The organism is Hymenobacter cellulosivorans (assembly GCF_022919135.1).
Taxonomy (GTDB): Bacteria; Bacteroidota; Bacteroidia; order Cytophagales; family Hymenobacteraceae; genus Hymenobacter; species Hymenobacter cellulosivorans.
Genome location: NZ_CP095049.1, coordinates 5,905,297 through 5,920,191, shown reverse-complemented (window position 1 = coordinate 5,920,191; position 14,895 = coordinate 5,905,297). Strand labels below are relative to the sequence as shown.

At 59.7% G+C, this 14,895-nt stretch carries 11 protein-coding genes; 2 read left to right on the top strand and 9 right to left on the bottom strand.

The window, feature by feature from the left end; translation table 11 throughout:
- Positions 1 to 153 precede the first annotated feature (153 nt).
- The 6 genes from MUN80_RS25085 to MUN80_RS25060 all read right to left on the bottom strand — a co-directional run bounded on the left by MUN80_RS25085 (position 154) and on the right by MUN80_RS25060 (position 7,910).
- Entirely contained in the window at positions 154 to 3,087 is a 2,934-nt protein-coding gene (locus tag MUN80_RS25085; RefSeq protein WP_244717608.1) for an outer membrane beta-barrel protein, read from the bottom strand.
- 117 nt (positions 3,088 to 3,204) lie between these two features.
- The gene (locus tag MUN80_RS25080) at positions 3,205 to 3,846 is read right to left on the bottom strand and encodes an O-methyltransferase (RefSeq protein ID WP_244717605.1); all 642 of its coding nucleotides are present in this window, start codon (positions 3,844 to 3,846) and stop codon (positions 3,205 to 3,207) included.
- A gap of 26 nt (positions 3,847 to 3,872) precedes the next feature.
- Positions 3,873 to 4,634 carry a DUF4184 family protein gene (locus tag MUN80_RS25075; protein ID WP_244717603.1) on the bottom strand — a complete coding sequence of 254 codons (762 nt, stop codon included), beginning with the start codon at positions 4,632 to 4,634 and terminating at the stop codon, positions 3,873 to 3,875.
- Between the two features lie 66 nt (positions 4,635 to 4,700).
- On the bottom strand, positions 4,701 to 5,150 hold the full coding sequence (locus MUN80_RS25070) for a YDG/SRA domain-containing protein (protein WP_244717600.1): 450 nt from the start codon (positions 5,148 to 5,150) through the stop codon (positions 4,701 to 4,703).
- Between the two features lie 246 nt (positions 5,151 to 5,396).
- Entirely contained in the window at positions 5,397 to 6,629 is a 1,233-nt protein-coding gene (locus tag MUN80_RS25065; protein WP_244717597.1) for a M16 family metallopeptidase, read from the bottom strand.
- Positions 6,630 to 6,878: 249 nt separating this feature from the next.
- Positions 6,879 to 7,910 (bottom strand): glycosyltransferase family 9 protein, encoded by a 1,032-nt coding sequence (locus MUN80_RS25060; protein ID WP_244717594.1) that lies wholly within the window; start codon positions 7,908 to 7,910, stop codon positions 6,879 to 6,881.
- Between the two features lie 164 nt (positions 7,911 to 8,074).
- On the opposite strand from MUN80_RS25060, the gene MUN80_RS25055 reads away from it, so the two are divergent.
- Both MUN80_RS25055 and MUN80_RS25050 read left to right on the top strand, forming a co-directional pair.
- On the top strand, positions 8,075 to 9,373 hold the full coding sequence (locus MUN80_RS25055) for an aminopeptidase P N-terminal domain-containing protein (RefSeq protein WP_244717591.1): 1,299 nt from the start codon (positions 8,075 to 8,077) through the stop codon (positions 9,371 to 9,373).
- Positions 9,374 to 9,671: 298 nt separating this feature from the next.
- Positions 9,672 to 11,126 carry an OmpA family protein gene (locus MUN80_RS25050; protein ID WP_244717588.1) on the top strand — a complete coding sequence of 485 codons (1,455 nt, stop codon included), beginning with the start codon at positions 9,672 to 9,674 and terminating at the stop codon, positions 11,124 to 11,126.
- Between the two features lie 61 nt (positions 11,127 to 11,187).
- Here the strand turns inward: MUN80_RS25050 and MUN80_RS25045 are convergent, their stop codons facing one another.
- The 3 genes from MUN80_RS25045 to MUN80_RS25035 all read right to left on the bottom strand — a co-directional run bounded on the left by MUN80_RS25045 (position 11,188) and on the right by MUN80_RS25035 (position 14,760).
- Positions 11,188 to 12,444: an alpha/beta hydrolase-fold protein gene (locus MUN80_RS25045; RefSeq protein ID WP_244717585.1), complete on the bottom strand. Its 1,257-nt coding sequence runs from the start codon at positions 12,442 to 12,444 to the stop codon at positions 11,188 to 11,190.
- A gap of 165 nt (positions 12,445 to 12,609) precedes the next feature.
- On the bottom strand, positions 12,610 to 13,170 hold the full coding sequence (locus tag MUN80_RS25040) for a DUF4252 domain-containing protein (RefSeq protein WP_244717583.1): 561 nt from the start codon (positions 13,168 to 13,170) through the stop codon (positions 12,610 to 12,612).
- Between the two features lie 66 nt (positions 13,171 to 13,236).
- Complete coding sequence (locus tag MUN80_RS25035; RefSeq protein ID WP_244717581.1) at positions 13,237 to 14,760, bottom strand: hypothetical protein; 1,524 nt, start codon at positions 14,758 to 14,760, stop codon at positions 13,237 to 13,239.
- Between the last annotated feature and the right edge of the window lie 135 nt (positions 14,761 to 14,895).

The following is a 14,895-nucleotide window of genomic DNA, read 5'->3' as shown; positions in this document are numbered from 1 at the left end:
TGCTCATTTTTCAGGCTGTAGTTCCTTCTTTCAACGGACCGCCAGCGTTGGCCGGTACAAAATTCCGGCAGCAAAAACCCGAACGGGGCCGCCGCTTTTATTAAGCCGCAACCCCATTCGGGCTCTGTTTTTTCTGGGAACAAGTAGAGACGCTTAGCCGCCAAATCCGCTGCCGGGTCCACCACCGCCCCCGGGCGGACGGCCCCCGGGAATGCCGCCAGGAGGGCCAAACGGCCGGTTTCCGTCGCGTGGAGCATCAGTAGGGGCCGCGCCGGAGCCATTGAAGTTGCGCAGGTTGTAGGTAAACATCACCATGAAGTAGCGCTGCAGGATGTTGGTGCGCACGTCCTCGGTATAGGCGTCAGTGATGTTGCGCTGAATGCTGTTGTTCTGGGCCAGCAAATCGAAGGCGTAGAGGCGGATTTCGGCCTGCTGCTTGGGGAGCAGCTTTTTGCCCAGGCTGGCGTTCCAGAGCACGAAGTTCTGGTTGTAGCCGGCCGTCAGACCCGAGAAAGCCACGTGGTTCACTTCCGACTGTAAGGTCACACCCTTGAGCAGAATCCAGTTTAGGCGCAGCGTGGTATTCTGGCGGAAATACTGGCTATTGCTCTGGCTCTGCACCGTGTTGCGGGCATAGGTCTGGCTGGAGTTCGACGAGAGAGTGAAGTCCAGTTCAGGGCTGATGTTGCTGCTCAGCACGGCGCCCGCGCTGAAGTTGGGTGAGCGGTTATAGTTCAGCACCCCGTTCACGAAGCCCGGCGTCTGGCTGAAAGTAGCCCCGGCATTCAGGTTCAGGTTCGACTTGATGAGCTTCAGCGGCAGGGTGTAGTTGGCAAAGGAGCGGAGCGAATATTGGTTGTTCAGGTTGACGGGCCGGATAATGGTACCCCCGGCGGGCACTACCACGCTGGTGCCGTCGATGGCCGTGGGCTGGCGCACAACGGTCGTGCTGTTGGCAATGGAGTTGTTGGTAAACGAGCCGCCAATCAGGGCAAAGAAGGAGCGCGAGGTTTCGGGCTGCGACGAAGAGTAGCGCAGAAACAGGTTGTGCGAGTATTCCTGGGCCAAGTCGGGGTTACCGGTCCGGATCTGAAGCTGGTTGGAGTTATTGACCACGGCCTGCAGCTGGTTGATGCTCGGGTTCTGGGTCCGGGTCTGGTAGTTCAGGCGCAGGTTCTGGTTGCGCGAGAATTTGTATTGCAGCGTGGCGTTGGGCAGAATGCTGGTGAAGGGCCGGTCGGTGGTGGCTACCTGCGGAAACTCCTGCTCGTTGTGCAGCTTGGCATACTGGAACGACGAGCCCACGGCCCATTCCAGCTTCTCGAACTGGTAGCGGTAAGTCAAGCCCGCGGCGTTGGTGACGTAGCGGCTGGTAAACACGTTGCTGAGCTGTTCGTCCAGCTCGCGCTGCTCTCCGCTGAGCAGGTTGTAGGTTTTCTTGTCCGAGTCGTTGGGCGAGTAGTTCAGCGTGTAGTTGAGCTGGAGCTGGCTTTTCAGGCTGATGGGCTCGGTGTAATTGGCCGAGCCGTTCCAGGTCCACCCGATCTGGTCGAGGCGGGAGTACTGGTTGGTTTGGGTTAGCCGGGCCTCGGGGCGGAAGGTGTAGTCGAAGTTGTCGGAATACAGGTAATTATCCGCGTCCCGGTCGTTATAGGTTGTGTTCAGGCCCAGCGAGAAGGTCCGGCCACGCTTGGCGAAGCGGTGGCGGTAGAGCAGCTGGTTAGCGAAGGTAATGCCGTTCTGGGCCGAGTTGTAGCGGCTTAGGTTGGCGCTCTGCACGCTGTCGGGCACGTCGGAAAAGCCGCTCAGAAAGGTATTGCCGTCGAGGTTACTGTCGCTCGAATTCTTCTGCATCGTGAAGCGCGGCTGCCACAGAATGGAGTTGGCGCTGTCGATTTTGTAGTCGAGGCGCAGGTTGAAGCGGTTGTTGATGTTGCGGGACGAGGCGTCCGATACTTCGTCGTAGCCCAGCGTCCGGTCCCGGGTCAGCACATTATACAGGCGGTTGGTGCTGCTGTTGGAGTTGTTGTCGCTCAGGTTGAAGAAGTAGCTGGCCTGCAGGTCTACTTTTTTGCCCCAGGTATCGGAGAAGTTCAGGCCTACGGCGTGGGTCGTGGAAATGCCGCTGGCTTGGTTTACCAGGAAATTGCCCGCGTTGCCGCCGCCCTGCTGCCCACCACCGCCCCGGTTGCCGCCCGGGCCGCCCCGGGCCCCGCCTTGTCCGCCCCGGCCGCCGCCCCCGCCCTGGGCCGAGGTGCCGATAACGCCCAGCAAGTCGTCGGTGCCGAAGTTTTGCTGGTTGACGTTGTTGGACTGGGCCACGATGGAAAAGCGCTGGGCACCCTTGAACGAGTTTAAGTTGCCGCTGACCTGGTACTTGCCGTCGGAGAGGGTTTTGCTGCCGCTGCTGGGGCCGTAGCCGGCCACGATGCGCCCAAACTGCCCGTTGCGGAAGTTGGGCTTGGTTACGATGTTGATGGTTTTCTCGGTGTTGCCGTCGTTGAAGCCCGTGAACTGCGACTGGTCGCTGCGGCGGTCAAACACCTGGATTTTGTCGATGGCCTCGGCCGGCAGGTTTTTCAGCACGGCGTCCGGGTCGCTGCCAAAGAATTCCTTGCCATCCACGGTGATGCGCTGCACCTGCTCGCCCTGAGCCTGTACTTTGCCATCCTGCACCACCACGCCGGGCATTTTGGTAATTAGGTCCTGGGCGTTGGCGTCGGGGTTGGTTTTAAAGGCCCGGGAATCGTACTGGGTCGTGTCGCCTTTCTGCACAGCCGCCGCGGCCTGGCCCACCACTTCCACGCCCTTGAGCTTTACTTGGCTGGTAGCCAGCGTGAGGGCGCCCAGGGCCACGGGGGCATTGGTAACTTCGACCGGGCGCCGCAGCGTGACGTAGCCCAGGAAAGAGGCCGTCAGGATGTAGCGGCCGGGCGCGGCAGCCACCGAAAAGCTGCCCGTGGGGTCTACGGCGGTGCCGGTTTTGGCCGAGTCGGGCAGGCGCACCAACAGCACGTTGGCCCCAATCAGCGGCGACTGGTCGGTAATGTCGACCACGCGGCCGGACACGGGGTAAGTTTGTGCCAATCCGGGAAGTGCCCCGAGCAAAAACAACAGCAGTACAGTTACTTTTCTCATCATCTATTGAGCCTGAAGCTCAATAGACGGGGCTTAAGGGCAAATGTTTAATGGCCCTCGGGAAAATTATCGTTTGCGTACCATCAGCAGTCCGTCGCGCAGGGGCAGAAACACGTTTTCCACCCGCTCATCCTGCTGCACGAAGTCGTTGAAAGCCCGCACGGCGTGGGCATCCTTATCGGCTGGCTTCAGCAGATAAGAAGGCAAAGCTTTGCCGCTCCACAACACGTTGTCAATCAGGATAAAGCCGCCGGCGCGCACCTGGGGCAGCACCAGCTCGTAGTAGCGCGCATTGTTGATTTTGTCGGCGTCGATGAATACCAAATCCCAGTTTTCACGCAACGTAGCCAGCACGGCCGTAGCGTCGCCGATGTGCAGGTGAATCCGCTCGGTAAGACCGGCTTCAGCCACGTAGCGCCGAATGCGGGCCTCCAGCTCGGGGTTTTGCTCTACGGTATGTAGCTCGCCGTCGGGTAGCAGGCCTTCGGCCAAACACAGGGCTGAGTAGCCGGTAAACGTACCCAGCTCGAGCACGCGCCGGGGCCGCACCATATGGCTGAGCATGCTCAGTACCCGGCCCTGCAAATGGCCCGAGAGCATGCGCGGAGCCAGTACCTGCACGTGGGTTTCGCGGTTGAGGCGGCGCAGCAGCTCGGGTTCGGGCGAAGAATGGGTTTCGGCGTAGGCCTGCAGTTCGTCGGGATGCACGGAGAGAAAAGGTAAATTCAAAGAAATCAGGAATCGGTGGCCGCTGCCAGAGCCAGGCGGCGGCGCAGCACGGCAGCAGCCACCAGAATGCCGACCAACCCGGCGCTCATGCCCGTTACCAGCACCGAGTTGGCATCGAAGGGCCAGATATGGGCCGAGTAAATCATAAACGGCCCCCAGAGCAGCACCAGCACGGCCCCGGTGGCCAGCCAGAATGTAAACCGGGTGCGGGTAGGCGGCAGCGGCGGCGTGGGCCGGGCCGGCAGTTGCAGCACATACCACAGAATGCTGCCCAGCCCGATAAACGTGCTGACATACTGCAAAAACTGGTAGAGCGGCCAATTCAGTTTAAAGCCCGGCATTACCTGCCGCAGCCAGGCCCAGTGCATTACCACCAGCCCGTCGTCGTGGGTAAACCAGTCCCAGAAAATGTGCGACAGGCAGCCTAGCACCGCGCCCAGCAGCACCGGACCGGAAACCAGCCGCCGCCAGGGCCAGGGCCCGCCGGTGAGCGGCAGCAGACGGGAGCGAAACATCGTAGGCAGGCACTGCACCAGCGGCACCTTCACCAGATTGTGAAACAGCCCGGCAAAGAGCAGTACCAGGGGCAAATCCATCCAGAAAATCCCTAGCCAGGTGTGCCCGTAGATACCGTCGGGCCGCAGGCGCAGAAAGTACTCGAAGTCGGGAGCCATGGCACCCAGCACCAGGGCCGTAGCCGACAGCCGGCGGTGCCCGGCACGGAGCAACGGTAGAATCAGGGCCGGATGGGCGGGCGTAAACGGCATGCCGCTAGCGGTTCAGAAAAGGAAGTAAGCAACCAGACTGCAAATAACGACAAAGCAAGTCAGGCGCTATGCTTCTGCGGGCAAGGGTTGCAGGGTAAATAGCCAGATGAAGAAGCCCGACCGGCCCCGTACGTACTGTGCCGCCGTAACCTGGTACAGCCCCTCGTAGCGGTACACCAGCGTGTCATCCTCGGCCGCAACCTTGTGCAGCACCCGCACTGGCAGCTGGGTTTCCAGACTTTTATGAAACGCCTGGTTGCGGGGCGTCAGCTCCTGGTCGGCCACTTGATGGCCGGTTTTCGGGTCCCGGCTGCCGTGCCCGGCATAGAGAATCTGGTCTTCGCCAAACACGTCATCCTCGTATTGTCCCGCCAGCACAATCGAGTCGACGCCCTCGGCGGGGGTGCCGCTCACGCCCGCCCGCAGCGGCCGGTGCACGCCCGCCGCACTCAGCGCCAGCCGCGAAGCAAAGGTGTCGCCGGGCCGGTAGGTATTTACATGACCAAAAACGCGCATAGACTACTGGGAGGAATGTACTTGAATGTGGAAAATGTGAAGGAATGTGTCATTGCGAGGCGCAGCCGTGGCAATCCCTCCTTTGCTAGTGACAAACATCCTTTTACCAGAAAGCCCTTTCTCGTTGTGCACGGGAAAGGGCTTTTCACTTTAGGGAGCTCCGTACATTTTAGAGGACGGATTGCCACGGCTGCGCCTCGCAATGACAGAAAGACAACTTACCAGTTCACTAGTTCATCATCTCGCCTATTCCGGCAGATACTGCAGCACGCTCAGGTTGTCTTCGCGCAGCACGTCGTTGGCCAGGTCGCGGAGCTGCTCAGCGGTGATTTGGCGGATTTGACCGAAGACTTCGTTGATGGATTCTACCCGGTTCAGGTCCAGGGTGCTTTTGCCCAGCAGCTGCATCATGCCGCTGTTGCTTTCCTCCGACATAGCCAGCTGACCCATGAGCTGCTCTTTCACTACGTGCAGCTGGTTGGTGGTCAAGGTTTTCTCGCGCAGCAGCTTGAGCTCTTTATTGACCAACGAAATCGTGCGGGCCACCTGTTTTTTCTCGGTGCCGAAGTAAATGCCGAATAGGCCCGTATCGGTGTAGGGGCTGTAGGTCGAGTCGATAGTGTACACCAGGCCGTACTTTTCGCGCACGGCCAGATTCAGGCGGGAGTTCATGCCCGGGCCACCGAGCAGGTTGTTGAGCATGAAAAACGGAATCCGGCGCGCGTCGCCAATGGCGTAGGCCGGCCCGCCGATAATGCAGTGGGCCTGATTGATGGGCTTGCGCTCGGTTAGCTCTACCTGCTGGAAGGCCGTGAAGGGCGTGCGGGGCCGGGCGCCCAGCTTGGCCGAAATCGGGGCCAGGTACTTATCGGCCAGGCGCTTTACTTCCTTGAACGGCAGGTTGCTCACCGAGCTGAAGGCCAGCCGGTCGGTGCGCACGTTGTCGGCCAGAAACCGGTAGAAATCCTGCTGTTGGAAGCCCGACACACTCTCGCGGGTGCCCAGAATGTTGTGGCCCAGGGAATGGTTGGGGAAAATCACGTCGTCGAAGTCGTCCACAATGGCGTCTTCGGGCGCATCTTGATACATGCTCATTTCCTCCAGAATCACGCCGCGCTCCTTCTCGATTTCCTTTTCCGGAAACACCGAGTTGAACGTCAGGTCGGTCAGTAGCTCGAAGGCCCGCTCGAAATGGGTGCTGAGCAGCGAGGCGTAAAAGCAGATTTTCTCCTTCGTCGTATAGGCGTTCAGCTCCCCGCCCACGGTTTCGAGGCGGTTCAGGATATGAAAGCTCTTGCGCTTTTCGGTGCCTTTGAACGCCATGTGCTCCCAGAAGTGAGCCAGCCCGAGCTGGTGCGGCTTCTCGTCGCGGGAGCCAATGTCCAGCAGAAAGCCGCAGTGCGCTATCTTGGTGTGCAGTACTTGTTTATGCAGAACCCGAATGCCGTTGGGCAACTCGTAGAGGTCGTAATCAGACATTGAAGAAGGTCTTGGAGACTAGGAACCGGCCACCCGAAAAAGGTCCGGCCGGAAAAGATACTAACCAGCAAGCCACGCCGCTGGTTTCATCCCGGCAAAGGTAGATTGTTAATGGGCGGAGTTAATGTGAGAAGTGTGGTTGACTGTGGGGTGAATGTGCAAAATGAGAGGAATATGTCCCTGCGAGGCATAGCCATTCCGCGCCAGGAGGCATTCTTCACAGTTCTCACGTTCAATTACATTCGCACATTAAAAACTTTCTGCTTCAGCCAGGGCGCTGAGCAATTGGCTGGTTTCGATGCCGTGGGCGCAGTGAAAGTGGTTGAGGGGGCATTTGCGGTAGCCGTGCAAACCGCAGGGCTTGCAGGCTAGCTCCTCGGGCAGCTCTACTACTCTCGAAAACGGGCTCAGCGGGCCAAACCCGAAAAACGGGACTGTAGAGCAGTAGATGGCACAGGTCGGGGCGCCCTGGGCCGAGCACAGGTGCATGGGAGCCGAGTCGTTGACGTAGTTCAGCACAGCCCCGCGCATCAACGCCGCCGAAGCCAGTAAGGACAGCTTCCCCGCCAGATTCACCACTCCAGCCCGCCCGCTGGCCTCCAGCAGCGCCTCGCACTCGGCTACATCGGGTGGGCCGCCGATGAGAAAAACAGTATACTTCGGCGGCAGGGCCCGTAGCAGCTTCAGCCACTGCTCCCTGGGGAACTGCTTGGTAAACCATACCGACGTGGGCGCAATGCACAGGTAGGGCCCGCCCTGGGCCAGCTCGGCAGCCTGCGCGGCGGCGGCTTCGTCCTGGGCGGTGGGGTAGAGGCGGGGCGGGGTCAGGGGCCCATCGTAGGCTGGGTCGAGCAGGTGCAGATTGCGTGACACCTCGTGCACGCCCGCCCCGATGACGTGCGGGATAGAGCGGGTAAAGCGGAAGGAAAACGGGTTCTTGTCGAAGCCCACCCGCTCGGGGGCGCCCGAAAACGCCGTCAGAAAGCCCGTGGAAGCAAAGCGCTGCAGGGTGATGACGCGCTGGTAGTTGGCCCCGCGGATTTGTTGCAGCAGCTGCCACAGCCCGCGGTACTTGTCCTTTTTCTTGTCCCAAATCAGGACTTGGCGCACGTGGGGGTGGTCTTTTACTAGGCCCTCATTGCCCTTGCGCACCAGAAAGTCGACGGGCGTGTCGGGCTCCGTCGCGTGTAGGCGCTCCAGCAGGGCCGTAGCCAGAATAACGTCGCCGATGAAGGCAGTTTGAATGAGCAGAACGGCGCGGCGGGCAACTGGATGGGACATAGACAAGTAGCAATCTGCAAAGATACCGCGCCCCGGCCCCGGTGCAAATGCCCGGCGGCTACCAGATTTGCATTCCCCGTTTTCAGCCCCCGTGTGGGCATTCTCTTTAACTTGCAGCCGACCCGCCGCCGGTGGGTCTTTGATTCGCACTCTAACCTCATCCCATGCGTTACGGCCCCATCGATCCGCAGCTTTTTATTCAGAATCGCCGCAATTTCGTTCAGCAGCTGCCCCAGGCGTCGCTGGCCATTTTCCACTCCAACGACGTGATGCCGACCAACGCCGACGGCACCATGGCCTTTCGCCAGAACAACGACCTGTTCTACCTCTCTGGTGTCGATCAGGAAGAAAGCATCCTGGTAATTTTCCCCGACGCCAAGCTGCCCCAGTACCGCGAAATCCTGTTCCTAAAGGAAACCAGTGAGCATATCTTGGTCTGGGAAGGCTACAAGCTGACCAAGGACGACGCCCGGGCCCAGTCGGGGGTGCGCACCATCATGTGGCTCGACTCGTTCGAAACCGTGCTGCCGGCTCTGATGAACGAGGCCGAAAACGTGTACCTCAATTCCAATGAACATATCCGGGCCGTGGTGGAGGTGGAAACCCGCGACGCCCGCCTCGGTACAAAGCTGCGCGCCCAGTACCCGCTGCACCAGTACCGTCGCGTGGCGCCCATCATGCATCAGCTGCGCGCTATCAAGAGCGAGGAGGAAATTCGGCTGATGCGCGAAGCCGCCGATATTACCGAAAAAGCGTTTCGCCGCCTGCTCGGGTTTGTGCAGCCCGGGGTGTGGGAATACGAGATTGAAGCCGAAATTCTGCATGAGTTCGTGCGCAACCGCAGCCGTGGCCCGGCCTACGGCAGCATCATTGCCTCGGGTGCCAACGCTTGCATTCTGCACTATGTAAGCAACGACCGGGAGTGCAACGACGGCGACGTGCTGCTGATGGACTTCGGTGCCGAGTTTGCTAACTACGCCGCCGACCTGTCGCGCTCCATCCCCGTGAACGGCACCTTCACCAAGCGCCAGCGCGATGTGTACGAGGCCGTGCTGCGCGTTATGAAACACGCCACCTCCCGCCTGGTGGCCGGCAACAACATCGAGGATTACCACGCCGAAGTGGGCCGCACGATGGAGCAGGAGCTTATCAAGCTCGATTTGCTCAACGAGAATGACGTCAAGAACCAGGACCCGGCCGCCCCGCTCTACAAGAAATACTTCATGCACGGCACCAGCCACTACCTGGGCCTCGACGTGCATGATGTGGGCGCCAAGTACCGCGTGTTTGAGCCCGGCATGGTGTATACCTGCGAGCCGGGCATCTACATCCGGGAGGAAGGCCTGGGCATCCGCCTCGAAAACGACATTCTCATCACCAAAACCGGCAACGAGGATTTGATGAAGAACATCCCGCTCGAAGCCGACGACATCGAGCGCCTGATGCGCGAAGCCCGACGCTAGATTTTGGCTATTGCCAGCATTGGGTCCACAAGAGCCGCCCGTACTCCGGGCGGCTCTTTTTGCGTTTATAACTTCCTTGAAAAATTAAAATATAGGGATTTGTTACAAAAAAGATGCGCGGCCCGGAGTCCTTGAAAAGCAGGTAGAAAGGAGGACGCCAGGGGCCTTTTTGGCGAAAAAGCAGCTGGGCAGGACAACCTTCTCGCATTCGAAAAGTATAGTTCGGTACCTATGTTTGCGGCGTCGCGCCAGTTTGCGACCCTGCTAACTGGCGTTTTTGTCACCCAAATCCGTTCTCATGAAACGTTCTCTAACCTCTTCTCTCGCCCTGGGACTGACGCTGCTGGCGGCGGCCCCCGATGGGCACGCGCAGACGGCTGACCGCAAAACGGCCATCAGCCTGTACGGCAGCGCGTATCAGTATAAGGGTAGCCTCGGCTCCGACTTCTGGAACTGGAGCAACAACCAGTATGGTCCCGGCATCAGCATCAACCGCTACCTCACGCCCGGCCTCGACCTGGGCCTGCAGGGTGCTTATGTAGAATTGAAGGGCACCCAGAGCGCCGCCACGTTTTTCAATACCAACGTGGTGAACGTGAACCTGGCCCTCAAGCTGAAGCTTAACAACGGCTGGGCCCTGAAGGAAGACGCCCGCATTCAGCCCTACCTGCTCGTAGCCCCGGGCATTGCCTACACCAGCCGCGAAGGCTTGGTGCGCGGCGGCCGCATTGATGAGGATAAGACGTATTTCGACGCGTTTGGCGCGGCTGGTATCAACTTCCGCCTCAGCGACGCCGTGGGCTTGTTTGTGCAGACCGGCCAGCACATTCCGCTGAACGCCAACCTAGATGGGGAGCCAATTCGCGACGATAACAAAATTGATGACCGCTACCTGCAGCACACTGTAGGTCTGACTGTAGCTTTCGGCAAAGCCAAGGATACGGACGGTGACGGCGTATCTGACCGCAAAGACAAATGCCCTGACACGCCCACCGGTGTGGCCGTAGATGAGAAAGGCTGCCCGCTTGATGGCGACGGCGACGGTGTTCCAGATTACCAGGACAAGTGCCCCACCGAGAAGGGCCTGACCACGCTGGAAGGCTGCCCCGACCGTGACAACGACGGTGTGCGCGACGGCGACGACGCCTGCCCCGATACCCCCGGTACGGCCCAGATGCGCGGCTGCCCCGATACGGACAAGGACGGCGTAGCTGACCCCAACGATAAGTGCCCCGACACGCCCGCCGGTACGCAGGTAGATGCCAACGGCTGCCCGCTGGTGCTCGACCAGGACAACGACGGGGTGCTCGACAACGTGGATAAGTGCCCCAACACCCCGGCCGGTACCCGCGTGGATGCCAACGGCTGCCCCTTGGTAGTTGACCCCGCCCTGCGGAAGCTGGAAGTGCCCGTGCGCTTCAAAACCAACAGCACCGTCATCGAGCGTAGCTCGTACCCGGCCCTGAACAAGATGGTCGAAGCGCTGAAGACGCGCCCCGAGTACGGTATCCGCATCATCGGCCACGCCGACAGCCGCGGCACCGACGAGTACAACCAGGGTCTGTCGGAGCGCCGCGCCGAGTCGGTGAAGCGTTACTTCACTGGCAAACAGGTCGAAGGCAGCCGCGTCGTGACCGAAGGCCGTGGCGAGGGTGAACCCGCCGCGCCGAACACCTCGAAAGACGGCATGTCGAAAAACCGCCGCGTCGAGTTCAAGTTCGAGTTCTTCGCGCTGCCGCAGCCTTCCATGTAATTCTGGCTTGCTGCTACAGTTAAAAGGGCCTCACCGACTGGTGAGGCCCTTTTTTTATGGACTAAGGTTTAGCCGAGGAGCTCTGGAGCTCCGCTATTTTCTGCCGGGCTTCGGGGAGGTCCTGAAGGCGCAGGGCAGCGGTGTAGTACTGCAGGGCTTTGGCCTTGTCGTTGCGCGCTTCGTAGTAAGCGGCTAGGCTGGTGTGGGCATTATAGCTCTGTGGGTAGTTTTTGAGGTTGAACTGGAAAAACTGGTACGCCTTATCCCAGAGCTTTTGCTGCATGTAGCCCCAGGCATACATATTCAGGGTTTCCTCCGGCGGTAGCACCGTGTAACCATACTGCTGCGGAACCTGTGCGTAATGCCGCTGCACGGCCGCCACTGTGAAGCTTGGGTCGGTGATGGAAGTAGGCAGGGCTAATTGCTTATGCTGGAAAAAGGCGTGCAGCGCATTGTATTCGGTCAGGAGCGACACGGAGAAGTGAGTTTCGCGGGGATAATATTTCCACTGCCACGCCAAGGCACCCGGTTTCCGTCTCCGCAGCAGGTCAACCAAGGCCAGGTTGGTGCGGGTGTGCCGCGTGCTGCCGGTAGTATCGCGCCGAACCTGGGTGGTATCAAGGCCAGGCTTTTCGGTGTGGGCCACGGCCAGAAACAGCTTTTGCCCGGTAAACTTGTGCTGCTGCATGGCGGCTTCCAGCTTCTTCAGCACCAGGGTATTGTCCCACCACAGGCTGGGCTCAATGGCTAGGTATGCATTAAATAGCTTGGGCTTGGTTGCCAGCGTGTTTAACACGGCCAAGCCGCCCAGGGAGTGGCCTACCAGCAGCCGGTAGGGCACCGTGGGATACTTCGCGTCGATATAGGGCAGCAACTCGGTTTCCAGAAACGCCAAGAATTTTTCACCGCCGCCCGACGAGCTTAGCGTGCGGTCTTCGGCCCCGTTCCAGCGCTTGGTCGAGTGCGTGGGCGTCAGGTCACGGGTGCGGGTGGGGTAAGGATGCGGAATCCCGACGACTATCATTTCCGGGCAAACGCCCAGGCCATTCACGGTGCTAAGCTGCTGATTCAGGGCCGTGACGTACGGGAAATGCCAGTCGCCATCCAGCAAGAAAAGCACGGGGTAGCGCTTGGGCGCGTAGCCGGGTTCGGCTGGCGCAGGTGGCACGTAGATCCAGATGCCGCGCTTTTCCTGAAGCACCTTCGAAGTCAGGCTGTCGATATGGCCGATTTCGATTTTGTTTCCCTGAGCCCGGGCCGTGTTTAGGCCCAAGAAGAGCAGTAATAGCAGCCAGCCTAGTTGTACTTTCCAAGTCATAAGTCTTAATGGTTATAGAGGCGCAATACTTGCGCTAATTCAACATTAGGAAGATAAAGTACAGCACATAACGGCATCGTTAGATTTTGCCGCTCCTGGCTGTAGTGCCACAAAAAAAGGCCGCCCGGTAATCGGGCGGCCTTTTTCAGGACTAGAGACAAGAATCTATTTGGACAGCTCCCCGCTGACGCTGGGCAGGAATTTTACCAGCTTATTGACCTGGTCTTGGGTGAAGTCGCCGGAAATGGCCACGAGCATAAACGACTCGGGGGCACCCTGCACGTTGCCGGTAGCCACTACTTCCTTCACCTTATCACCCTGCTGCCGGGTCGAGTAGCGCATCACCGTGGTGCCTGCCTCCGCCGTGACGGGCAGAGGCGTGTACCGCTCATTGGCCAGCAAACCGTCTACCTCCTTGGTCAGGCCCTCGGCCACCAGCTCGCGAGCACTATTCGACGTGGGAGAGAAGGTAAGCACCTTCACGCTGCGCACCGACGATATGGCCTGGGTCAGTTCGTTGTCGCCGCCCAGGTTGCCCAGTTTCAGGAGCAGCAGGCGGGTGGTCAGGCCCGCCGACCAGTCGGTAGCTTTGAAGCCGGAGCGGTTTTCGTATTTGTTGAAGAATTCGGCCACGGTGCGGGCGGGAGTGCCCGGGCCACTGGTGCGGCAGCTGCTGGCGGCCAGCAACACCACAAGTACCCACAGGGTCAGGAGTCGGTTTTTCATAGCGTAAAAAAAGGCAAAAAGAACAAAGTGCCCTCTCCATACGCAGCCCCGGCCCAGCTGTTGGCTTTAATCGAAATCTACCGTATTGATAAAGAAGACATCCCGGCCGCTCCAGTTGGGTGCCCGCACGTGCTGGTAGCCGAAGGCCAGGAAGCGGCCGCCGTACCAGGCCAGTACATCGGACTGGCTGGTGCTGGTCGGCTTTTCCTTAAGGCCCGGCTTAAGCGTGGTGAGCACCTGCACATGCAGGTCGTTGGGTGAGGCGGCCGTGCGGTCCACGATTTTGTAGCGAATGTCGTGGTCATCGATATACGCCAGGGCGTAGCGGCGGCCGTCGGCCAGGGGCCGGACGCGCACAGTTTCCTGGAGGGTGTAGCGCTCCACGTCTTTCAGAACGAAGGTGTTATCCCACAAGAGGTTGCCGCGCCGGTCGAAGCCGCAGATGATGGCATGCGTGGTACGGTAGCCATCCAGGTTGCGCGGCGCTCCCGCAAAGGCAAAGCCATAGTTGTTGTAGCGGTAGTGCGGAACGTAGATTTCAGCTACCAGCACGTAGCCCTCGGAGCTGGGCAACAAGTCGTGCATGAGCAGGCGGTAGTGCAGGCGAAACTCGCGGTCGGCGGCCAGGCGGCGGGCACCGCGCTGCCGCAGCCGGGCCTGCCGGTTGGGACTCATAAAATCGAAGAAGTGCTTCAGGTTCAGAAAGTCGTAGAAGCGCAACGACGGCCGGGTACCGCTGGGCGTCAGGGGCTGGGTGAGGTCGGTGGCAAACAGGCCCTGGGAATAGCGTATGTCGCGCAGGGCGTAGGTGCCCGTCATCAGCCGGCTGGTAGAGTCGCCGGGGCTGAGCTGGGCCGTAAGCAGGCTGCGGTTGCTTTCGGCTTGCACAAACTCGCTGCGCAGCAGCTTGCCCTGGGGCGAAATCTGCTTAACCTGCAGCCGGGATTTTACCCCATTGTTCTGGCTCACCACAAACTTCACCTGGTTGGCGATGGAGTCGGCCTTGAAAGTAAGCTGATTTTCCAGGGGCTCGTATACCGTCGGCAGAAACTGAAACTCGCCCGACTGCAGCTTAAGCAGTAGCACCGTGAGGTGTTGCTCTACTTGCACCGTGACGAACAGGTTGCCTTCCAGGGCCTGCACGCCGTATATGGAGTGGGGCAGCTTGGTGTCGTAGGTAGTGGTCCTAATTTCGCCCGTGCGGCTGTTCAGGGCCGCAATCCAGAGTTTGGAACTCAAATAGCCATCCTGGTACAGGGCATAAACCGTGGTGCCTTCGTTGCAGATTTCGGCCAGATTAAACCGTTCGGGCACTTCCAGTGGCTTTTCCCAACGGGTGTTGAGTTCCTTATCCAGCTTCTGAAACTTAAAGGTGCTAGGGCCGACAACCTTGGCGTCGCGCTCGATGAGCAGCACCACGCTGCTGTCTTCGGGAATAGCCAGCACCTGCACGTCACTGGTGTAAGACTGTAGGGGCAGCTCCATGCGGGTTGTTTGGCGGGGAGCATCCACAGGTGCTTGCTGGGCCCCGGCCCGGCCCGGCAGCAAACTCCAGAGTAGCAGAAGCAGACAGAGTAGGGGTTGTTTCATAGTCGGTGAGGTGCGGCCTGCCCGTGACGGCAGCAGCACATGGAAGATACGAGGAAGGCTACAGATAGTCACGTCCTGTGTGCAAACTGATGCACAAGCCGGCGCTTTTCCACACAACACCCCGCGTCGGATTTT

What these genes read in the sequence shown, in the direction of transcription:
- MUN80_RS25075 (WP_244717603.1), bottom strand. Translation starts at nt 4,634, where the DNA reads ATGCCGTTTACGCCCGCCCATCCGGCCCTGATTCTACCGTTGCTCCGT.
- MUN80_RS25070 (WP_244717600.1), bottom strand. Translation starts at nt 5,150, where the DNA reads ATGCGCGTTTTTGGTCATGTAAATACCTACCGGCCCGGCGACACCTTT.
- MUN80_RS25065 (WP_244717597.1), bottom strand. Translation starts at nt 6,629, where the DNA reads ATGTCTGATTACGACCTCTACGAGTTGCCCAACGGCATTCGGGTTCTG.
- MUN80_RS25060 (WP_244717594.1), bottom strand. Translation starts at nt 7,910, where the DNA reads ATGTCCCATCCAGTTGCCCGCCGCGCCGTTCTGCTCATTCAAACTGCC.
- MUN80_RS25055 (WP_244717591.1), top strand. Translation starts at nt 8,075, where the DNA reads ATGCGTTACGGCCCCATCGATCCGCAGCTTTTTATTCAGAATCGCCGC.
- MUN80_RS25050 (WP_244717588.1), top strand. Translation starts at nt 9,672, where the DNA reads ATGAAACGTTCTCTAACCTCTTCTCTCGCCCTGGGACTGACGCTGCTG.
- MUN80_RS25045 (WP_244717585.1), bottom strand. Translation starts at nt 12,444, where the DNA reads ATGACTTGGAAAGTACAACTAGGCTGGCTGCTATTACTGCTCTTCTTG.
- MUN80_RS25040 (WP_244717583.1), bottom strand. Translation starts at nt 13,170, where the DNA reads ATGAAAAACCGACTCCTGACCCTGTGGGTACTTGTGGTGTTGCTGGCC.
- MUN80_RS25035 (WP_244717581.1), bottom strand. Translation starts at nt 14,760, where the DNA reads ATGAAACAACCCCTACTCTGTCTGCTTCTGCTACTCTGGAGTTTGCTG.